At 37.6% G+C, this 21,228-nt stretch carries 20 protein-coding genes; all 20 read left to right on the forward strand.

Features of this window, described 5'->3' with window-relative positions:
- Positions 1-144: 144 nt before the first annotated feature.
- On the forward strand, positions 145-846 hold the full coding sequence (gene rpsB, locus AC0IXC_RS12730; RefSeq protein ID WP_002088178.1) for a 30S ribosomal protein S2: 702 nt from the start codon (positions 145-147) through the stop codon (positions 844-846).
- Between the two features lie 103 nt (positions 847-949).
- Positions 950-1,837, forward strand: a complete 888-nt coding sequence (tsf, locus tag AC0IXC_RS12735; protein WP_002088177.1) for a translation elongation factor Ts — start codon at positions 950-952, stop codon at positions 1,835-1,837.
- Positions 1,838-1,903: 66 nt separating this feature from the next.
- Positions 1,904-2,626 (forward strand): UMP kinase, encoded by a 723-nt coding sequence (gene pyrH / locus AC0IXC_RS12740; protein ID WP_002014544.1) that lies wholly within the window; start codon positions 1,904-1,906, stop codon positions 2,624-2,626.
- Between the two features lie 3 nt (positions 2,627-2,629).
- The gene (frr, locus tag AC0IXC_RS12745) at positions 2,630-3,187 is read left to right on the forward strand and encodes a ribosome recycling factor (RefSeq protein WP_000531506.1); all 558 of its coding nucleotides are present in this window, start codon (positions 2,630-2,632) and stop codon (positions 3,185-3,187) included.
- A gap of 85 nt (positions 3,188-3,272) precedes the next feature.
- Positions 3,273-4,049 carry an isoprenyl transferase gene (locus AC0IXC_RS12750; protein ID WP_002014545.1) on the forward strand — a complete coding sequence of 259 codons (777 nt, stop codon included), beginning with the start codon at positions 3,273-3,275 and terminating at the stop codon, positions 4,047-4,049.
- A 17-nt stretch (positions 4,050-4,066) separates the two neighbouring features.
- Positions 4,067-4,858: a phosphatidate cytidylyltransferase gene (gene cdsA / locus AC0IXC_RS12755; protein ID WP_002088171.1), complete on the forward strand. Its 792-nt coding sequence runs from the start codon at positions 4,067-4,069 to the stop codon at positions 4,856-4,858.
- Positions 4,859-4,881: 23 nt separating this feature from the next.
- On the forward strand, positions 4,882-6,024 hold the full coding sequence (dxr, locus tag AC0IXC_RS12760) for a 1-deoxy-D-xylulose-5-phosphate reductoisomerase (RefSeq protein WP_002014547.1): 1,143 nt from the start codon (positions 4,882-4,884) through the stop codon (positions 6,022-6,024).
- Between the two features lie 17 nt (positions 6,025-6,041).
- Entirely contained in the window at positions 6,042-7,298 is a 1,257-nt protein-coding gene (rseP, locus tag AC0IXC_RS12765) for an RIP metalloprotease RseP (protein WP_002088169.1), read from the forward strand.
- 109 nt (positions 7,299-7,407) lie between these two features.
- Positions 7,408-9,108: a proline--tRNA ligase gene (locus AC0IXC_RS12770; protein ID WP_002142912.1), complete on the forward strand. Its 1,701-nt coding sequence runs from the start codon at positions 7,408-7,410 to the stop codon at positions 9,106-9,108.
- 124 nt (positions 9,109-9,232) lie between these two features.
- A complete protein-coding gene (locus AC0IXC_RS12775; protein ID WP_002033677.1) occupies positions 9,233-13,534 on the forward strand; it encodes a PolC-type DNA polymerase III in 4,302 nt (1,433 codons plus the stop codon).
- A gap of 333 nt (positions 13,535-13,867) precedes the next feature.
- A complete protein-coding gene (rimP, locus tag AC0IXC_RS12780) occupies positions 13,868-14,338 on the forward strand; it encodes a ribosome maturation factor RimP (protein ID WP_002088165.1) in 471 nt (156 codons plus the stop codon).
- 17 nt (positions 14,339-14,355) lie between these two features.
- Positions 14,356-15,462 (forward strand): transcription termination factor NusA, encoded by a 1,107-nt coding sequence (nusA, locus tag AC0IXC_RS12785; protein WP_002014554.1) that lies wholly within the window; start codon positions 14,356-14,358, stop codon positions 15,460-15,462.
- Positions 15,463-15,473: 11 nt separating this feature from the next.
- Positions 15,474-15,746 (forward strand): RNase P modulator RnpM, encoded by a 273-nt coding sequence (gene rnpM, locus AC0IXC_RS12790; protein ID WP_002088161.1) that lies wholly within the window; start codon positions 15,474-15,476, stop codon positions 15,744-15,746.
- A complete protein-coding gene (locus AC0IXC_RS12795) occupies positions 15,747-16,058 on the forward strand; it encodes a YlxQ family RNA-binding protein (protein WP_002033679.1) in 312 nt (103 codons plus the stop codon).
- Between the two features lie 4 nt (positions 16,059-16,062).
- Positions 16,063-18,129 (forward strand): translation initiation factor IF-2, encoded by a 2,067-nt coding sequence (gene infB / locus AC0IXC_RS12800; RefSeq protein ID WP_002014558.1) that lies wholly within the window; start codon positions 16,063-16,065, stop codon positions 18,127-18,129.
- On the forward strand, positions 18,126-18,407 hold the full coding sequence (locus AC0IXC_RS12805) for a DUF503 domain-containing protein (RefSeq protein WP_002088157.1): 282 nt from the start codon (positions 18,126-18,128) through the stop codon (positions 18,405-18,407). Before infB ends, AC0IXC_RS12805 begins: the two co-directional genes overlap by 4 nt.
- Positions 18,408-18,422: 15 nt before the next feature.
- A complete protein-coding gene (gene rbfA, locus AC0IXC_RS12810) occupies positions 18,423-18,779 on the forward strand; it encodes a 30S ribosome-binding factor RbfA (protein WP_000776437.1) in 357 nt (118 codons plus the stop codon).
- 90 nt (positions 18,780-18,869) lie between these two features.
- Positions 18,870-19,793 (forward strand): tRNA pseudouridine(55) synthase TruB, encoded by a 924-nt coding sequence (gene truB, locus AC0IXC_RS12815; RefSeq protein WP_002033681.1) that lies wholly within the window; start codon positions 18,870-18,872, stop codon positions 19,791-19,793.
- Between the two features lie 43 nt (positions 19,794-19,836).
- A complete protein-coding gene (gene ribF / locus AC0IXC_RS12820; RefSeq protein ID WP_002128800.1) occupies positions 19,837-20,808 on the forward strand; it encodes a bifunctional riboflavin kinase/FAD synthetase in 972 nt (323 codons plus the stop codon).
- 100 nt (positions 20,809-20,908) lie between these two features.
- Positions 20,909-21,178, forward strand: coding sequence for a 30S ribosomal protein S15 (rpsO, locus tag AC0IXC_RS12825; protein WP_001229392.1), 270 nt, complete (start codon positions 20,909-20,911; stop codon positions 21,176-21,178).
- Positions 21,179-21,228 lie beyond the last annotated feature (50 nt).

A 21,228-nucleotide genomic window follows, 5' to 3' on the forward strand; every position in this document is an offset into this window, starting at 1 on the left:
TATTTCAGTATGATATAGTAAGCAGTGGTGTCAGTACAAAGTACACACGTTTACTGATTTAAGTGTTGGTGCTACGTTCGTAGTTTCGCTTAGAGATGAAGTAAACGGAGGATATCAAAAAAACCATTTAGGAGGAACTAAATTATGTCAGTAATTTCTATGAAACAATTGCTTGAAGCTGGTGTTCATTTCGGACATCAAACTCGTCGTTGGAACCCAAAAATGAAGCGTTACATCTTCACAGAGCGTAACGGTATCTACATCATCGACTTACAAAAAACTGTGAAAAAAGTTGAGGAAGCTTACAGAACGATGCGTGACATCGCTGCTGAAGGTGGAGACATTTTATTCGTAGGTACTAAAAAACAAGCACAAGAAGCTATTAAAGAAGAAGCAACTCGTGCTGGTATGTACTTCGTTAACCAACGTTGGTTAGGTGGAACTTTAACAAACTTCCAAACAATCCAAAAGCGTATCAAGCGTCTTAAAGATATCGAAAGAATGCAAGAAGATGGTACTTTCGAAGTACTTCCTAAGAAAGAAGTTGTTCAACTTAAAAAAGAGTTAGAGCGTCTTGAGAAATTCTTAGGCGGTATTAAAGATATGAAAGGTCTTCCAAGTGCATTATTCATAGTAGACCCTCGTAAAGAGCGTATTGCAGTTGCTGAAGCACGCAAATTACACATTCCAATCATCGGTATCGTTGATACAAACTGTGATCCGGACGAAATCGATCACGTTATTCCAGCAAACGATGATGCAATTCGTGCTGTAAAACTTCTTACATCTAAAATGGCAGACGCGATCCTTGAAACAAAACAAGGTGAAGAAACTGTTACTGCGTAACAAATTTGGAAAGGTGATAAGGGGTTCGGCCTTTTATCACCTTTTTTAAGGTATAAACACCTTTATAAAAGGTATAAATACATATTTTAGGAGGATGAAAAATATGGCAATCACTGCACAAATGGTAAAAGAACTTCGCGAAAAAACTGGCGCAGGTATGATGGACTGCAAAAAAGCTTTAACAGAAACTAACGGCGACATGGAGAAAGCAATTGACTTCTTACGTGAAAAAGGTATTGCGAAAGCTGCTAAAAAAGCAGACCGCATCGCTGCTGAAGGTTTAACTTTCATCGAAACAAACGGTAACGAAGGTTTAATCTTAGAATTAAACTCTGAGACTGATTTCGTTGCGAAAAACGAAGGTTTCCAAGCGTTAATTAAAGAATTAGCTGCTCACTTATTAGCTAACAAACCTGCTAACGTTGAAGAAGCTATGGCTCAAACAATCGAAGGCGGCAAAACAGTAGAAGAGCACATCAACGAAGCAATCGCTAAAATTGGTGAAAAACTTACACTTCGTCGTTTCGAAATCGTATCAAAAACTGATGCTGATGCATTCGGCGCTTACCTACACATGGGTGGACGTATTGGTGTATTAACAGTTCTTGAAGGTTCTACTGACGAAGCAGCTGCTAAAGATGTAGCAATGCACATCGCAGCAGTTAACCCTAAATACATCGACCGCGATGCTGTAACAGCTGAAGAAGTTGAGCATGAGCGTCAAGTATTAACACAACAAGCTTTAAACGAAGGCAAGCCTGAAAAAATCGTTGCGAAAATGGTAGAAGGCCGTCTTGGCAAATTCTTTGAAGAGATTTGCTTACTTGACCAAACATTCGTTAAGAATCCTGACATGAAAGTTCGTCAATTCGTTGAGTCTAAAGGCGGAACATTAAAAGGATTCGTTCGCTACGCTGTTGGTGAAGGTATCGAAAAACGCGAAGACAACTTTGCTGAAGAAGTAATGAACCAAGTAAAAGGTAACAACTAATACAGATTAGGGAACACATTGTGTTCCCTTTTTTAAAATAAAGATGTAAGCAATTGGAGGTTCATTATGAGTAAACCGAAATATAATCGTGTCGTTTTAAAGCTGAGCGGAGAAGCTTTAGCTGGCGAGCAAGGATTTGGAATTAACCCAGCTGTTATTAAGTCAGTTGCGGAACAAGTGAAAGAAATTGCAGAACTTGATGTAGAGGTTGCTGTTGTTGTTGGTGGCGGTAACATTTGGCGTGGGAAAATTGGAAGTGAAATGGGCATGGATCGTGCAGGAGCAGATTACATGGGCATGTTAGCAACAGTTATGAATTCATTAGCTCTTCAAGATAGCTTAGAGAATATTGGAATTCAAACTCGCGTACAAACTTCAATTGAGATGCGTCAAGTGGCAGAGCCTTACATTCGTCGTAAAGCAATTCGTCACTTAGAGAAAAAACGTGTTGTTATCTTTGCTGCAGGTACAGGTAACCCATACTTCTCTACAGATACAACAGCAGCATTACGTGCAGCTGAAATCGAAGCGGACGTTATTTTAATGGCGAAAAATAATGTGGATGGCGTATATAGTGCAGATCCATCTATTGACCCAACAGCTACGAAATACGAAACACTTACTTACTTAGATGTATTAAAAGCAGGTTTAGGTGTAATGGATTCTACAGCTTCTTCTTTATGTATGGATAATGATATTTCATTAATTGTATTCTCGGTTATGGAAAAAGGTAACATTAAACGTGCCGTTTTAGGCGAAAATATTGGAACAGTTGTAAGGGGGAAATAAATTATGGGACAACAAGTATTGAAGTCTTCAAATGAAAAAATGGAAAAAGCAGTTGCTGCTTATTCTCGTGAATTAGCAACAGTTCGCGCTGGTCGTGCAAGCTCGTCTGTATTAGATAAGGTACAAGTTGATTACTATGGTGCACCAACACCAGTTGTGCAATTAGCGAACATTACAGTTCCAGAAGCACGTTTGCTTGTAATTCAACCTTATGATAAAACTTCTATCGGTGATATTGAAAAAGCAATTTTAAAAGCAGATTTAGGCTTAAACCCTTCTAATGATGGAACTGTAATTCGTATTGCATTCCCTGCATTAACAGAAGAGCGTCGTCGCGATCTTGTAAAAGTTGTGAAGAAATATGCTGAGGAAGCAAAAGTTGCTGTTCGTAACGTACGTCGTGACAGTAATGATGACCTTAAGAAGCTTGAAAAAGCTGGCGACATTACAGAAGATGATTTAAGAGGATATACTGAAGATATCCAAAAAGAAACAGATAAATATATTGCAAAAGTTGACGAAATCGCAAAAAACAAAGAAAAAGAAATTATGGAAGTGTAATAGCGATAATTTCGCAAATATGACCCTCTTCTTAAGGGGGTCTTTTTACACTTTTAGGCATACGTCTGCTTGTTGGAGGGTATGAATGATGTTTAAAAAGTTTCCTTTTTTTAAAAGTAAAAAGGTCACATCGTTTGATCATCTCATTGAAAAAGTGAAAAAAGGATATATCCCAGAACATATTGCTATTATTATGGATGGTAATGGAAGATGGGCAAAGAGAAGAGCCATGCCTCGCATTGCTGGTCATCATGAAGGTATGCAAGTTGTGAAGAAAATCACAAAATTTGCAAGTAAGCTTGATGTGAAAGTATTAACTCTTTATGCTTTTTCGACTGAGAACTGGAAAAGACCGAAAAAAGAAGTTGATTATTTGATGAAGCTTCCAGAAGAATTTTTAGGTGCATTTTTACCAGAGTTGATTGAAGAAAACGTACAAGTCCGAGTAATAGGGCAAAAAGATCGTCTTCCTACGCATACGCGCAGAGCGATGGAAAAAGCCATGGAAGATACGAAAGAGAATACGGGATTAATTCTTAATTTCGCGTTAAACTATGGAAGTCGAGATGAAATCGTTTCTGCTGTGCAACATATGATGAAAGATAGTGAGGAAGGAAAAATTCGTTCGGAAGAAATAAGTGAAGAAAAGATTTCTTCTTACTTAATGACGAGTTCTTTACCTGATCCAGAGTTGTTAATCCGTACAAGCGGAGAGCTACGTATTAGTAATTTCATGTTATGGCAAATTGCTTATTCGGAATTTTGGTTTACAGATGTGTATTGGCCAGATTTTACCGAGGAACATTTGCTAAATGCGATTACAGACTTTCAACATAGAGGGCGCAGATTCGGAGGCGTGTAGAAAGAGAGGGTTTGGTAGTGAAACAGAGAATTATTACTGGAGTGATTGCTGCCGCGCTATTCATTCCCATCGTAATTTACGGTGGCGTGCCTTTTACAGTTTTAGTGTATGCACTTGCTTCTATAGGTTTATATGAATTAATTCGTATGAACAAGCTTACGCTTATTTCGGTACCAACAGTTTTAGCTGCAGTATTATTGTGGATTATTTTAATTCCGAGTAGTGCATCAGAACTGTTTACGTGGATTGGGTTAGGTAAATTAGAAATCACATTTGTGATTGTTTTATTACTTTTATCATATACAGTCCTTTCTAAGAATACATTTACTTTTGACAATGCTTCATTTTTACTTATGGCAACGACATATGTTGGAATGGGATTCTTATATTTAAATGAAACGAGAATATTAGGAATCAAATATGTGTTCTGTGCACTATTTGTCATATGGGCAACTGATTCAGGTGCATATTTCATAGGGAAAGCATTTGGAAAAAGAAAATTATGGCCAGAAATTAGTCCGAATAAAACGATTGAAGGTTCATTAGGCGGTATTGTTTGTGGAATTGTTGTTGCACTTGTTTACAATATGTTCTTCCCAGTTGAAGCGAATGTAGGAGTTTTAATCGTTCTGACGATTATCATTTCTATTTTTGGACAAATTGGTGATTTAGTGCAATCTGCATTTAAACGCCATTATGGTGTAAAGGATTCAGGTACAATTTTACCTGGACATGGTGGTATTTTAGATCGAACAGATAGTTGGTTATTTGTGTTACCAATTCTATACTTCTTATTACAATACAATTAATAAATGAACGAGGGGTTGGAGTCATGAAAAACATTAGTTTACTAGGTGCAAGCGGATCAATCGGTACACAAACATTAGATGTGTTACGCTCGCACCCAGACCAATTCCGTCTCGTTGCTTTTTCTGTAGGGAAAAATGTTGATTATGCAGTAAAGGTAATTCAAGAATTTTCCCCGCAAATTGTCTCTGTGCAAAGAGAGGAAGATGTTTTAAAATTACAAGCTGTTTCTGGTAATACAAAAGTAGTATATGGTAGCGAAGGCTTATTAGAAGTAGCGCTGCACCCAGATACAGAAATTGTAGTGAATGCTGTTGTAGGTAGCGTAGGGTTGTTACCGACACTCCGCGCAATTGAGGCGAAAAAAACAATTGGAATTGCAAATAAAGAAACGTTAGTAACTGCAGGGCATCTTGTAATGGAAGCAGCACGAAAACATAATGTATCGTTACTTCCAGTAGACAGTGAACATTCAGCTATTTTTCAATGCTTGAATGGTGAAAATGAAAAAAGAATCTCTCGCTTAATTATAACTGCTTCAGGCGGAAGTTTTCGTGATAAAACGAGAGATGAATTGCATCAAGTGACCGTAGAAGATGCACTTCGTCATCCAAACTGGTCAATGGGTTCGAAAATTACAATTGATTCTGCTACAATGATGAATAAGGGGCTAGAAGTAATTGAAGCACACTGGCTTTTTGGTATCCCTTATGAGCAAATCGATGTTGTTCTACATAAAGAAAGTATTATTCATTCTATGGTTGAATTTGAAGATCGTAGTGTAATGGCACAGCTTGGCTCACCTGATATGCGAGTACCGATTCAATACGCGCTTACATATCCTGATAGATTGCCTCTTTCAGACACGAAACAGTTAAATTTATGGGAAATGGGAACATTGCATTTTGAGAAAATGAATCAAGAGCGTTTCCGTTGTCTACGTTTTGCGTATGAAGCTGGAAAGACAGGTGGAAGTATGCCGGCTGTAATGAACGCGGCAAATGAAGTAGCTGTTGAAGCTTTTTTACAAAAGAGAATTGGTTTCTTAACAGTGGAAGACCTCATTGAAAAAGCAATGCACCATCACACTGTCATTGCACGTCCGAGCTTAGAGGAAATTCAGGAAATTGACGCAGCCACAAGACGGTTTGTGATGGAACAAATTTAGCAAAGGTGGTTATGGAATTGAATACAGCGATTGCCTTTATATTAATTTTCGGTGCACTCGTATTTTTCCATGAGCTAGGGCATCTATATTTCGCAAAAAGAGCAGGTATTTTGTGCCGCGAGTTTGCGATTGGTTTTGGTCCGAAAATATTCTCATTTGAAAAGAATGAAACGGTGTATACGATTCGATTACTGCCCCTTGGTGGCTATGTAAGAATGGCTGGCGAGGATGCGGACACAGTTGAGTTAAAACCTGGAAAAAAGGTTGGACTTGTATTAAATGAAAAAGACGAAGTTGTGAAATTAGTTTTTGACGGACATGAAAAATATCCAAATGTTCGTGTCATTGAAGTCGAACAAGCTGATTTAGAGCATAATCTTACAATTTTGGGTTATGAAGAGTACGAGGAAGAGCTGCAAACATTCCGAGTAAATGAAAAAGCTCGTATCATTTCTGCGGGAGAAGAAATTCAAATCGCTCCGTACAATAGACAATTTGGCTCTAAAAAATTGGGCCAACGTGCTCTAACAATCTTTGCAGGTCCTGCAATGAACTTTATTCTAGCATTTGTTATTTTTGTGATTCTTGGATTTGTACAAGGAGTTCCTGTTGACAAACCAATGGTCGGAAAAGTAATGGAGAATAGTGCTGCAGAACAAGCTGGATTAAAAGAAAACGATACAATTCAAGCAATCAATGGGAAAAACACTAGTACATGGAAAGATGTTGTAACGATTGTACGTGAAAACCCAAATAAAGAAATTACGTTACATGTAAAGCGTGATAGTGAGCAATTTAATGTGAAAGTAACACCAACGCTTGATAAAGAAGGAAAAGACGAAGTTGGTAGAATTGGTGTTTATTCTCCTGTAGAGAAAACAGTGATGGGTTCTATTAAATCAGGGTTTGAACAAACATACGAATGGACGAAACTAATTTTTGATTCTCTTGTGAAATTAGTAACGGGTCAATTTTCTATTAATGAGTTGTCAGGTCCAGTAGGAATTTATAATCTAACAGATCAAGTTGTAGATTATGGATTTACGCGTGTACTAAGTTTAGCGGCAGTTTTAAGTATTAACCTTGGTTTATTTAATTTATTACCAGTCCCAGCTTTAGACGGTGGACGTTTGTTCTTCTTCTTAATTGAAGCATTACGAGGAAAACCAATTGATCGTCAAAAAGAAGGAATGGTTCACTTTATTGGGTTTGCATTATTAATGTTGCTTATGTTAGTTGTAACATGGAATGACATCCGTAAGTTTTTCTTGTAAAATAAGAAGAAGTTTATAATGAAATAGAGCTCATAGAATAAAATCCCTCACCTAACTCGAGGTGAGGGATTTTATTGCGTGTAAGAGTAAAATGAAGAGGTGCGAATAAATGAAACAAAGTATGGTATTCAGTCCTACATTACGTGAAGTTCCAGCAGATGCTGAAATTAAGAGTCATCAATTATTACTTCGCGCAGGGTTTATGCGTCAAAATGCTTCTGGTATTTATAGTTTTCTACCATTTGGTTTAAAAGTGTTACACAAAGTAGAACGTATTGTTCGTGAAGAAATGGAGCGCGCAGGGGCAGTAGAACTATTAATGCCAGCTATGCAAGCTTCTGAATTATGGCAAGAATCAGGTCGTTGGTATTCTTACGGATCAGAATTAATGCGTATGAAAGATCGTAATGCTCGCGAGTTTGCGCTAGGGGCAACTCATGAGGAAGTAATTACAGATCTTGTACGTGATGAAATTAAATCATACAAAAAACTACCATTAACATTATATCAAATTCAAACAAAATTCCGTGATGAGCAAAGACCACGTTTCGGTTTATTACGCGGAAGAGAATTTTTAATGAAAGATGCGTATTCTTTCCATGCAACACAAGAAAGTTTGGATGAAGTATATAGCGGTTTATACAAAGCGTATTCTAATATCTTTGCTCGTTGTGGTTTGAATTTCCGTGCAGTTATCGCTGATTCTGGAGCAATGGGTGGAAAAGATACACACGAATTTATGGTGTTATCTGATGTAGGTGAAGATACAATTGCGTATTCTGATACATCTGATTATGCGGCAAATATTGAAATGGCTCCTGTTGTTGCTACGTATACGAAGAGCGATGAAGCCGAAAAAGCACTTGAAAAAGTGGCAACTCCAGATCAAAAAGCTATTGAAGAAGTATCTGCATTCTTAAATATCGCAGCGGAAAAATGCATTAAATCTATGGTGTTTAAAGTAGATGCGAAATTAGTAGTAGTACTTGTTCGTGGCGATCATGAAGTCAATGATGTAAAAGTGAAGAATGTATACGGAGCTTCAGTCGTTGAGCTTGCTTCACATGAAGAAATAAAAGAGTTATTAAACTGTGAAGTGGGTTCTTTAGGACCGATTGGTGTTACAGGGGATATCGAAATTATCGCTGACCATGCTGTAGCATCAATTGTCAATGGATGTTCAGGAGCGAACGAAGAAGGGTTCCATTATGTAAATGTAAATCCAGAACGTGACTTTAAAGTAAGTCAATATACAGATTTACGCTTCATCCAAGAAGGAGACCAATCTCCAGATGGAAATGGAACAATTCTTTTCGCACGTGGAATTGAAGTTGGTCATGTATTCAAATTAGGAACTCGTTATAGTGAAGCAATGAACGCAACGTTCCTAGATGAAAACGGAAAAACAAAACCACTTATTATGGGTTGTTACGGTATCGGTGTATCTCGTACAGTGGCAGCAATCGCAGAGCAGTTTAATGATGAGAATGGTTTAGTTTGGCCAAAATCTGTTGCACCGTTCCATGTGCATGTAATTCCAGTAAATATGAAATCTGATGCACAACGTGAAATGGGTGAAAATATCTATAACTCATTACAAGAGCAAGGATACGAAGTATTACTAGATGATCGTGCAGAACGTGCAGGTGTTAAATTTGCAGATGCAGATTTATTCGGCCTTCCAGTTCGTGTTACAGTTGGTAAAAAAGCAGACGAAGGTATTGTAGAAGTGAAAGTACGTGCTACAGGCGAGTCTGAAGAAGTGAAAGTAGAAGAACTTCAAACATATATTGCTAATATTTTAAAATAAGAAGAGGTACCTCGTAATGAGGTACCTTCTCTTTCTTTGTAAACGTATTTTGTAAAAGAAGAAGGAAGAAATCTTTCTTTGTAGTACGTTTCAATTTATAATAGCAAATGGAAGGAGAGTGCTTATGTCATTAACAAATGAACAACAAGAGCGATTTCAAATTTTGCTCCAACAGTTGCAAATACCAGAAGACCTTATAAATCAATATTTACATGGCGGTGGTATTGAAAAGCTAGTTATTGATAAAGCGAATAAAAGTTGGCATTTTGACTTACAAGTGCCACGTATTTTGCCGACAGAATTATATGAGTTGCTAGAAACAAAGCTTAAGCAATCATTTTCTCATATTGCAAGAACAACATTTGCATTAGAAGCAGAGAATAAACAATTTACAGAAGAAGAAGTGAAGGCATATTGGCCGCTTTGTACAGAACGAATTACATTTTCACCTATGTTCGCGTACTTAAAGAAGCAACTTCCGCAGGTCAATGGCGTGAAGTTGCTATTAAATGTGAATAATGAGCTGGAATCTACTACTTTAAAGAAAAACGTTGCGAAACCAGTAGGTGATCAATACGAAGCTTTTGGATTCCCGCGTTTTCAGTTAGACACACATATAAAGCAAAATGCAGAAGAAATGCAAAAGTTTCGTGAGCAAACACAGGAAGAAGATCGTCAACGAGTTATACAGGCTATGGAAGAGATGGCTAAAAGGCAAGCTGAAGAAAGTGATGTTGTTCACGAAGGACCAGTTGTGCTTGGTTATCTTATTAAGCCAGATGAAGAGATTACGCCGCTGCGTGAAATTCAAGATGAAGAAAGAAGAAAAACCGTTCAAGGGTATGTTTTCCATGTAGAGACGAAAGAACTTCGTAGTGGACGTACATTATTAACTTTAAAGATAACTGACTATACGGACTCTATTATGATTAAGATGTTCTCACGTGATAAAGAAGATATCCCGATGTTACAATCCTTGAAAAAAGGAACTTGGGTAAAAGCGCGTGGTTCAGTTCAAAATGATACATTCGTGCGTGATTTAGTTATGATCGCAAATGATATAAATGAAATAACGGGACCTTCTCGTAAAGATAAAGCAAAAGAAGGAGAAAAAAGAGTAGAACTTCATCTTCATACTCCAATGAGTCAAATGGATGCTGTTACTTCTGTTTCTAAGCTCGTTGCCCAAGCCGGAAAATGGGGGCATGAGGCTATTGCAGTTACAGACCATGCTGTTGCACAGTCGTTCCCAGAAGCATATTCTGCTGGTAAAAAGGCTGGAGTTAAAGTTCTATATGGTGTAGAAGCAAATTTAGTTAATGATGGTGTGCCGATAGCATATAACGAAGCACATCGTCTACTTGCAGAAGAAACATATGTTGTCTTTGACGTTGAGACGACAGGGTTATCTGCGGTATATGATACAGTCATTGAGTTAGCTGCTGTAAAGGTAAAAGGTGGAGAAATTATTGATCGCTTTGAATCTTTCGCAAATCCCCATCAACCATTATCGGCGACGATTATTGAATTAACAGGTATTACAGATGATATGTTAACTGATGCACCAGAAGTGGACGAAGTGTTTAAAAAGTTTGAGGAATGGATGGGTGACCATACACTTGTTGCTCATAACGCAAGCTTCGATATGGGCTTTATTAACGTAGGTTTTAAAAAGGCTGGGATAGAAAAAACGAAAAATCCAGTTATTGATACGTTAGAACTTGCACGGTTCTTATTCCCAGAAATGAAAAATCATCGATTAAATACGATGTGTAAAAAGCTTGATATTGAATTAACGCAACATCACCGTGCGATTTATGATACAGAAGCAACGGGATATTTACTTGTGAAGATGTTAAAAGATGTGATTGAAAAGGGATTTGAATATCACGATCAACTAAACGATAGTATGGGACAAGGGGATGCGTATAAACGTGGGCGTCCAAGTCATATGACGTTACTTGCCACATCAGATGTTGGGTTGAAAAACTTATACAAACTTGTTTCATATTCTCACCTGAATTACTTTTATCGTGTACCACGTGTACCACGATCACTATTAAAAAAATATCGCGAAGGCATTTTAGTAGGAACAGCTTGTGACAAAGGTGAAGTATTTGAAGCTATGATGCAAAAAGCGCCTGAAGAAGTAGAAGAAATTGCACAGTTTTACGATTACATTGAGGTTATGCCTCCAGAAGTGTTACGTCATTTAGTGGAACGTGAACTCGTTCGAGATGAAGGACAGTTAAAAACAATAATTTCTAACTTAGTAAAACTAGGTGAGACGTTAGATAAGCCAGTTGTTGCTACTGGGAATGTGCATTATTTAGATCCAGAGGACGCGATATATCGGAAAATTTTAGTCAGTTCGCAGGGAGGAGCTAATCCGTTAAATCGCCATTCATTACCGCCTGTACATTTCCGTACAACAAATGAAATGCTAGATTGTTTTTCATTCTTAGGTGAAGACAAAGCAAAAGAAATTGTTGTGACAAATACACACAAAATCGCATCATTAATTGGTGATGTTCGTCCAGTAAAAGATGATTTATACACACCGAAAATTGAAGGTGCTGATGATGAAACACGTGATATGAGCTATATAATGGCAAGAAGTATCTATGGAGATGAACTACCGGAAATTGTAGAAGCTCGTTTGGAAAAAGAATTGAAAAGTATTATTGGACATGGATTCGCCGTTATTTATTTAATTTCACATAAGCTTGTGAAAAAATCGTTAGTGGACGGTTATCTAGTAGGTTCGCGTGGATCGGTAGGTTCATCATTTGTTGCAACGATGATGGAAATTACAGAAGTAAACCCATTACCACCGCACTATGTATGTCCAAAGTGTAAACAATCAGAGTTCTTTAATGACGGTTCTGTAGGTTCTGGTTTTGATTTACCAGATAAAGAATGCCCAACATGTAATGTTCCATATGTGAAAGATGGCCATGACATTCCTTTCGAAACGTTCCTTGGATTTAAAGGGGATAAGGTACCGGATATCGATTTGAATTTCTCCGGAGAATACCAACCACGCGCCCATAACTATACGAAATTACTGTTCGGTGAAGATTATGTATACCGCGCAGGAACAATTGGTACGGTTGCGGAAAAAACCGCTTATGGGTATGTGAAAGGTTATGCTAATGATCATAACTTAACAATTCGAAATGCAGAGATTGATCGCTTAGTTGCAGGATGTACAGGTGTAAAGCGTACGACCGGACAGCATCCAGGTGGTATTATCGTTGTACCAGATTACATGGATATCTTTGACTTTTCACCAATTCAGTTTCCGGCTGATTCAATAGGTGCTGAGTGGAGAACAACGCACTTTGACTTCCACTCAATTCATGATAATTTATTGAAACTTGATATATTAGGACACGATGATCCGACTGTTATTCGTATGCTTCAAGATTTAAGTGGTATTGACCCGAAAACAATCCCAACGGATGATCCAGAAGTAATGAAAATTTTCTCTGGTCCAGAATCTTTAGGGGTAACGGAAGAACAAATTAACTGTAAAACAGGTACACTTGGTATACCAGAGTTTGGTACGAAATTCGTAAGACAAATGTTAGAAGAAACGAAACCAACGACGTTTTCAGAGCTTGTCCAAATTTCTGGACTGTCCCATGGTACAGATGTATGGTTAGGTAATGCGAATGAATTAATTTATAACGGTACGTGTACACTGAGTGAAGTTATCGGTTGTCGTGATGACATCATGGTATATTTAATTTATCAAGGCTTGGATCCATCATTAGCCTTCAAAATCATGGAGTCGGTGCGTAAAGGTAAAGGTGTACCAGAAGAATGGGAAGAGGAAATGAGAAATAACAATGTACCAGGTTGGTATATTGATTCATGTAAGAAGATTAAGTACATGTTCCCTAAAGCCCATGCGGCTGCTTACGTACTTATGGCTGTACGTATTGCATACTTTAAAGTACATTTCGCACTTTTATTCTATGCGGCATATTTTACAGTTCGTGCAGATGACTTTGATGTAGAGGCGATGGCGAAAGGTTCAGCATCCATACGTGTAAAAATTGATGAAATTGCACAAAAAGGATTGGATGCAGCACCGAAAGAGAAGAGTTTATTAACGGTACTAGAAATGACACTTGAAATGTGTGAGCGTGGTTATTCATTCCAGAAGGTTGATTTATACCGCTCGCATGCAACCGAATTTATAATTGATGGGGATACTTTAATTCCTCCATTTAATGCGGTTCCCGGTCTTGGTACAAACGCAGCTTTCAGTATTGTTGAAGCTCGTAAAAATGGTGATTTCTTATCAAAAGAAGACTTACAGCAGCGCAGTAAGGTTTCTAAAACGATTATTGAGTATTTAGATGGTCAAGGTTGTCTAGGAGATTTACCGGATCAAAACCAATTGTCACTGTTCTAATAGGTAGGAAAAATCTTTGCAAATCAACATTTGCTATGGTATACTATAAACCGAGATAACCATGTCATGTATATTTTGTGAAAAAGAGAGTGGGGAAACCCACTCTTTCGTGTTACTATCTACATTTTGCTGATGTAGATAGTAAAGATATTTCTGTCGTATATACATATTTTGTTACAAGTTTTACTTCTTAAATTTGGTAATACTAAGACAGATATTCCCTGCTTAACGGCAGGGGCTTTTGTTAGCTAACGAGAAAGAATAAGATAGACCGTCTTTATGAACGGGATCTTTTCTTGTAAATGGTACATGGCGGCAGGAAGGAGGCTGTTTATGGATAAGAAAGTCACAGAAATTGTAGAAGCATTTGCGCAGCCAATCGTTGAAGAGTTAAATCTTGAACTTGTAGATGTAGAGTATGTGCAAGAAGGACAAGACTGGTTCTTACGCGTATTCATCGATTCTGAAAAGGGAGTCGAAATTGAAGAATGCGGTGCGGTAAGTGAACGTTTAAGCGAAGCTTTAGATAAAGAGGATCCAATTCCTCATCTTTACTTTTTGGATGTATCATCTCCTGGAGCGGAACGTCCATTAAAGAAAGAGAAAGACTTCCAGCAAGCGGTAGGAAAACAAGTGGCAATTAAAACATATAAGCCGATTGATGGTGAGAAGATGTTTGAAGGAAAGCTACTTTCCTACGACGGTAATACAATTACACTACTATTAACAATTAAAACACGTAAAAAAGAAATCCAAATTCCAATGGATAAAGTTGCAAATGCGCGACTTGCTGTTACGTTTTAGTAAGAAGGGGGATCTTCATGAGCACTGAGTTGTTAGATGCTTTGCTCGTATTAGAGTCAGAAAAAGGTATTAGCAAAGATATTATTATTGATGCGATTGAAGCAGCATTAATCTCTGCTTATAAACGCAATTTTAACCAAGCACAAAACGTTCGTGTGAGCTTTAACCCAGAAGTGGGAACAATTCAAGTTTTAGCACGTAAGGACGTTGTAGATAATGTGTTTGATCCACGTCTTGAAATCTCTGTAGAAGAGGCAAGACAAATTAATCCAAACTACCAAGATGGTGACGTACTAGAAATTGAAGTAACGCCAAAAGATTTTGGTCGTATTGCAGCGCAAACTGCAAAACAAGTTGTAACACAACGAGTTCGTGAGGCGGAACGTGGTGTAATTTATTCAGAATTTAGTGATCGTGAAGAAGACATTATGGTTGGTATTGTACAGCGCCAAGATGCTCGTTTCATCTATGTAAGCTTAGGTAAAGTAGAAGCTTTATTACCTGTAAGTGAGCAAATGCCAAATGAGCAATATAAACCACATGATCGTATTCGCGTATTTATTACAAAAGTAGAAAAGACAACAAAAGGACCACAAATTTACGTATCACGTACACATCCTGGTCTTTTAAAACGTTTATTCGAAATGGAAGTTCCAGAAATTTATGATGGAACTGTAGAAATTCGCTCTGTAGCACGTGAAGCAGGCGACCGTTCTAAAATTTCTGTATATGCAGAGAATATCGATGTTGATCCAGTAGGTTCTTGTGTAGGACCGAAAGGACAACGTGTACAACGCGTTGTAGATGAACTAAAAGGTGAAAAGATTGACATCGTTCGCTGGTCGAATGACCCAGTTGAATATGTTGCAAATGCTTTAAGTCCATCACAGGTTGTTAAAGTACTTGTAGATGAAGCAGAGAAAGCAACAACTGTTGTTGTTCCAGACCACCAGCTTTCATTAGCGATTGGTAAGCGTGGACAAAATGCGCGTCTTGCAGCTAAATTAACAGGCTGGAAAATTGATATTAAAAGTGAGTCTGATGCGAAACAACTTGGTATTGTGACAGAAGAAGATAGCGTAATCGCATTCGGATTCGATTCAGCTGAAGACGAAATCGAATAGAGGTGATGAGTATGAGCAATCGAAAAGTTCCGTTACGAAAATGTATTGCGACGCAAGAGATGAAATCAAAACGAGAGCTAGTTCGCATTGTTCGTTCCAAAGAGGGCGAAGTGTCTATTGATTTATCAGGAAAAAAATCAGGACGAGGTGCATATTTATCAAAAGATAAAGAAAGCATTATTCAAGCCCAAAAGAAAAACATTTTGGAACATCATCTAAAAGCGAAAATCGACAGTTCTCTGTACGAAGAGCTTCTTGAGCTTGTTGAGAAGGAGTCGAAATAAGTGTCTGATTGGAAATCATTTTTAGGACTAGCAAACCGCGCTCGAAAACTTATTTCGGGTGAAGAACTCGTTTTAAAAGAAGTACGAAGTGGCAAAGCAAAGCTAGTATTGCTTTCTGAAGATGCGTCAGCGAACACTACAAAACGTATCATTGATAAAACCACGTACTACAACATACCAATGAGAAAAGTCGAAAATCGACAACAATTAGGGCATGCGATTGGGAGAGACGAGCGAGTCGTTGTAGCTGTTTTAGATGAAGGCTTTGCGAAAAAGCTACGTAGCATGCTCGATACAAATTACCGGGGGTGAAGGTATGAGTAAAATTCGAGTACATGAATATGCAAAAAAAAATAATATCTCAAGTAAAGATCTTATGACAAAACTAAAAGAGATGAATATCGAGGTTTCGAATCATATGACAATGTTAGAAGATGAAGTAGTAAACAAATTAGATAATCAATATAGCGCTGGAGCGGAAAAACCTTCTGTTGCAGATGAGTTTGAAGTAGAAGAGAAAGTTGTTCGCAGTAAAAAGAACAGCAATAAGAATAAGAAAAAAGGCAAAGCAAATGAAGATAAACGTCAAGATAACTTTGCTGGAAGACAACAAACACCAATAGTAGAAACACCAGATAAAATCACTTTCTCTGGAAGCCTTACAGTAGGTGACCTTGCTAAAAAGTTAAGCAAAGAGCCATCTGAAATTATTAAAAAGCTCTTCATGCTAGGAATTATGGCGACAATTAACCAAGACTTAGATAAAGATACAATTGAGTTAATTGCTACTGATTACGGTATTGAAGTAGAAGAAGAAGTAGTTGTAAGTGAAACTGAATTTGAAACATTCATCGATGAGCAAGATGATGAAGAAAACTTAAAAGAACGTCCAGCTGTTGTTACAATTATGGGACACGTTGACCATGGTAAAACAACATTGCTTGACTCTATCCGTAATTCAAAAGTAACTGCTGGCGAAGCTGGTGGAATTACTCAGCATATCGGTGCATACCAAGTTGATGTAAATGATAAGAAAATTACGTTCTTAGATACACCAGGTCACGCGGCATTTACAACAATGCGTGCTCGTGGTGCACAAGTAACAGATATTACAATTCTTGTTGTTGCAGCTGATGACGGTGTTATGCCACAAACAGTTGAAGCGATTAGCCATGCGAAAGCAGCTGGAGTACCAATTATTGTTGCTGTGAATAAAATGGATAAACCAGCGGCAAATCCTGATCGTGTAATGCAAGAATTAACAGAATATGAATTAGTTCCAGAAGCTTGGGGCGGAGACACGATTTTCGTACCAATTTCTGCAATTCAAGGCGAGGGAATTGACAACTTACTAGAAATGATCCTTCTTGTGAGTGAAGTAGAAGAATATAAAGCAAATCCAAATCGCTATGCAGCTGGTACTGTAATTGAAGCACAGCTTGATAAAGGTAAAGGAACTATCGCGACACTACTTGTTCAAAACGGTACACTTCGAGTTGGAGATCCAATTGTTGTTGGAACATCATTCGGTCGTGTTCGTGCAATGGTAAGTGATATTGGTCGTCGTGTAAAAGTTGCTGGTCCATCAACTCCTGTTGAAATTACAGGTTTAAATGAAGTGCCACAAGCGGGAGATCGTTTCATGGCATTCGCTGATGAGAAGAAAGCTCGTCAAATTGGTGAATCACGTGCACAAGAAGCGTTAGTTGCACAACGTGGTGAGAAATCTAAATTCAGCCTGGAAGATTTATTCCAACAAATCCAAGAGGGCGATGTAAAAGAAATTAACTTAATTGTGAAAGCAGACGTACAAGGTTCTGTAGAAGCAATGGCAGCATCACTTCGTAAAATTGATGTTGAAGGCGTAAAAGTAAAAATTATCCATACAGGCGTAGGTGCGATTACAGAATCTGATATTATTTTAGCTTCTGCATCTAATGCAATTGTAATTGGATTTAACGTACGCCCTGATGTGAATGCGAAGCGTACAGCTGAATTAGAGAAAGTTGATGTTCGTTTACACCGTATTATCTATAAAGTAATCGAAGAAATTGAATCAGCAATGCAAGGTATGCTGGATCCAGAATTCGAAGAAAAAGTAATCGGTCAAGCGGAAGTTCGTCAAACATTCAAAGTAACAAAAGTTGGAACAATCGCAGGTTGTTACGTAATAGACGGTAAAATTACACGTGATAGTGGCGTTCGTATTATCCGTGATGGCGTAGTAGTCTTCGAAGGAAAACTTGATACGTTAAAACGTTTCAAAGACGACGTAAAAGAAGTTGCACAAAACTATGAGTGTGGTATTACAATTGAGAGATATAATGATCTTAAAGAAGGGGACATCATTGAAGCATACGTTATGGAAGAAGTGAAGCGATGATTATCGCTTCACTCTCATTCGAGTGTATGATTTACGATGTGCATTCTTTAAAAGAGAAACGAGCAATTTTGCAACGTGTGTTAACTCGTGTGAAACAGCGCTATAATGTAGCTGTTTCTGAAGTTGGGCATCAAGATGTATGGCAACGTACAGAAATTGCAATTGTTTCCGTATCCTCAAATCGTGTTGTCTGTGAAAAAGAAATGAATCGTGTACTTGAGTATATCGATTCATTTCCTGAAATTGAACGTACGATAACACATTTGGAATGGTATTGAATGAGGTGAAGAGTTATGAAATTACGTGCGAACCGTGTGGGCGAGCAAATGAAAAAAGAATTAGGCGACATTATCAGTCGTAAAATTAAAGACCCACGTATTGGATTTGTTACAGTAACAGATGTACAAGTGAGTGGAGATTTACAAATTGCTAAAGTATACATTTCTGTTTTAGGTGACGAAGAACAGAAAGAAAATACATTAAAAGGTTTAGCGAAGGCAAAAGGCTTTATTCGTTCAGAAATTGGCCAACGTATTCGTCTTCGTAAAACACCAGAAATTACCTTTGAGTTTGATGAGTCTATCGGATATGGTCATCGAATTGATACACTTTTACATGAAATTAATAAAGACGGTAAACGTGAAGAATAATGGATAGACATTTGTCTATCCATTTTTTCAATGTAAAATAAGTTTTGCATAATTGCAATTACTACAAAAGAATAATGATGAGGTGAGTATATGGAAGGTGTAGTATTATTACATAAGCCAAAGGGAATGACATCACATGATTGTGTGTTCAAATTAAGAAAGATATTGCGTGAGAAACGAATTGGTCATACAGGGACACTGGATCCAGATGTAACAGGAGTATTACCTATTTGTGTTGGGCGTGCAACAAAAATTGCGCAATTTTTAACAAGTGAAACAAAAACATACGAAGGTGAAGTGACATTAGGATTTTCGACAACAACAGAAGATGCTTCTGGTGAAGTTGTGGAGAAACAAGATGTAAATCGTGTCATTACACGTAAAGAAGTAGAAGAGGTACTAGCGGAATTAACAGGGACAATTGAACAAATGCCGCCGATGTTCTCAGCTGTAAAAGTTAACGGGAAAAAACTATACGAATATGCAAGGGCAGGACAAGAAGTTGAACGTCCAGTTCGTACAATTACAATTCATGAATTTGTATTACTTGATGAACGTGAAGTTTTTGAAGGGGAAAATATTTCATTTCGTTTCCGTGTAACGTGTAGTAAAGGAACATATGTAAGAACACTAGCAGTAATGATAGGTGAAAAGCTTGGATTTCCATCACATATGTCTCACCTTGTAAGAACAGCATCTGGTGAATTTTTACTAGAAGATTGCATATCATTTGAAGAAATTGAAGAAAACGTGCAAAATGGAACAGTAGAGTCTATTTTCATCTCAATTGATGAGGCGCTAAGTAAGTTTCCAAAAATGGTTGTAGATGAAAAGCAAGCTGAAAAAATAAAGAACGGTATGTTCTTAAAGAATGAATTAGAAACAACAGCACCATTTATTACAGTATTTGATAAAAATGATCGTTGCTTAGCAATTTATGAACATCACCCAAAACACCCTGGAATGCTAAAGCCAATGAAAGTACTTGTGAATAATCAAGAACTAAAGCTATAATGAATTATTGGAAGGATTATTACAGAAAAAGGTGAATTCAAGCGTGAAACTTATTCATTTAACTCATCCACATGAACAAAATAAAATAGAATTACCACCTACTGTAATGGCATTAGGATATTTTGATGGCATTCATTTAGGACATCAACGTGTGATTCGAACAGCGAAAAAAATAGCGGATGAAAGAGGATGTAAAAGTGCTGTCATGACGTTCCATCCACACCCATCTGTTGTATTAGGAAAAAAAGAAGCGCATGTGGAGTATATTACACCGATGCGCCTTAAAGAAGAAATCATCGCAAGTTTAGGAATTGATATCTTATATGTGGTGAAATTCGATGAGCCATTTGCTGGATTATTACCACAGCAGTTTGTCGATGAGTATATTATTGGTTTAAATGTAAAGCATGTAGTAGCAGGCTTTGATTATTCATATGGACGTTTAGGAAAAGGGAAGATGGAGACTTTACCATTTCATGCAAGAGGGGAGTTTACACAGACCGTGATCGAAAAAGTTGAATATCAAGAAGAAAAAGTAAGTTCTACTTCATTACGAAAGTTAATTCGAAACGGTGAAATGGAACAAATTCCATCTATTTTAGGGAGAGCTTACACGGTAGAAGGAACAGTTGTACACGGTGATAAGCGTGGACGTCAAATTGGTTTCCCAACTGCAAATGTAGGTTTAAGTGATGAATATTTGTTGCCACCTGTAGGTGTATATGCGGTAAGATTGAAGGTTCATGATGAATGGCATGATGGTGTATGTAATATCGGATATAAACCAACTTTCAAAGAGAATGAGCGTCAATTATCTATTGAAGTGCATCTATTTGAATTTAATAAAGACATATACGATCAAAGTGTTACAGTGGAATGGCACATGCGTATAAGAGAAGAAAAAAAGTTTAATGGAATTGATGAGTTAGTTGCTCAAATCGCTCAAGATAAAAAGGTTGCCCAAGAATATTTTGCGAGCGTAAAGAATATACTTGCTTTTTCAAATGAAAAGTAGTATTCTATGTTATGTACTTTATGACAACCATTACTTGGCATTGCGACTCACCGATGCTTGCTAGGTAACTGGGGGTTTAATTATTAGGAGGTGAAATAGGATGGCTTTAACACAAGAGCGTAAAAATGAAATCATTGCACAATTTAGAACTCATGAGACTGATACTGGTTCTCCAGAGGTTCAAATTGCTGTCCTAACGGAGCAAATTAACACTCTAAACGAGCACTTACGTACTCACAAGAAGGATCATCATTCACGTCGTGGTCTATTAAAGATGGTTGGTAAACGTCGTAACTTACTTACTTACCTTCGTAATAGCGATATCACACGTTACCGTGAATTAATCACAAAGCTTGGCTTACGTCGATAGTCAAAGAAGCGGGAATATTCCCGCTTTTTTGTTAGGTAAAAATATATCTT

It is taken from the genome of Bacillus sp. AC266 (genome assembly GCF_979253805.1).

Coding starts and splice junctions, on each gene's coding strand:
- rpsB (WP_002088178.1), top strand. CDS start 145: ATGTCAGTAATTTCTATGAAACAATTGCTTGAAGCTGGTGTTCATTTC.
- tsf (WP_002088177.1), top strand. CDS start 950: ATGGCAATCACTGCACAAATGGTAAAAGAACTTCGCGAAAAAACTGGC.
- pyrH (WP_002014544.1), top strand. CDS start 1,904: ATGAGTAAACCGAAATATAATCGTGTCGTTTTAAAGCTGAGCGGAGAA.
- frr (WP_000531506.1), top strand. CDS start 2,630: ATGGGACAACAAGTATTGAAGTCTTCAAATGAAAAAATGGAAAAAGCA.
- AC0IXC_RS12750 (WP_002014545.1), top strand. CDS start 3,273: ATGATGTTTAAAAAGTTTCCTTTTTTTAAAAGTAAAAAGGTCACATCG.
- dxr (WP_002014547.1), top strand. CDS start 4,882: ATGAAAAACATTAGTTTACTAGGTGCAAGCGGATCAATCGGTACACAA.
- AC0IXC_RS12770 (WP_002142912.1), top strand. CDS start 7,408: ATGAAACAAAGTATGGTATTCAGTCCTACATTACGTGAAGTTCCAGCA.
- AC0IXC_RS12775 (WP_002033677.1), top strand. CDS start 9,233: ATGTCATTAACAAATGAACAACAAGAGCGATTTCAAATTTTGCTCCAA.
- rimP (WP_002088165.1), top strand. CDS start 13,868: ATGGATAAGAAAGTCACAGAAATTGTAGAAGCATTTGCGCAGCCAATC.
- nusA (WP_002014554.1), top strand. CDS start 14,356: ATGAGCACTGAGTTGTTAGATGCTTTGCTCGTATTAGAGTCAGAAAAA.
- rnpM (WP_002088161.1), top strand. CDS start 15,474: ATGAGCAATCGAAAAGTTCCGTTACGAAAATGTATTGCGACGCAAGAG.
- infB (WP_002014558.1), top strand. CDS start 16,063: ATGAGTAAAATTCGAGTACATGAATATGCAAAAAAAAATAATATCTCA.
- AC0IXC_RS12805 (WP_002088157.1), top strand. CDS start 18,126: ATGATTATCGCTTCACTCTCATTCGAGTGTATGATTTACGATGTGCAT.
- rbfA (WP_000776437.1), top strand. CDS start 18,423: ATGAAATTACGTGCGAACCGTGTGGGCGAGCAAATGAAAAAAGAATTA.
- truB (WP_002033681.1), top strand. CDS start 18,870: ATGGAAGGTGTAGTATTATTACATAAGCCAAAGGGAATGACATCACAT.
- rpsO (WP_001229392.1), top strand. CDS start 20,909: ATGGCTTTAACACAAGAGCGTAAAAATGAAATCATTGCACAATTTAGA.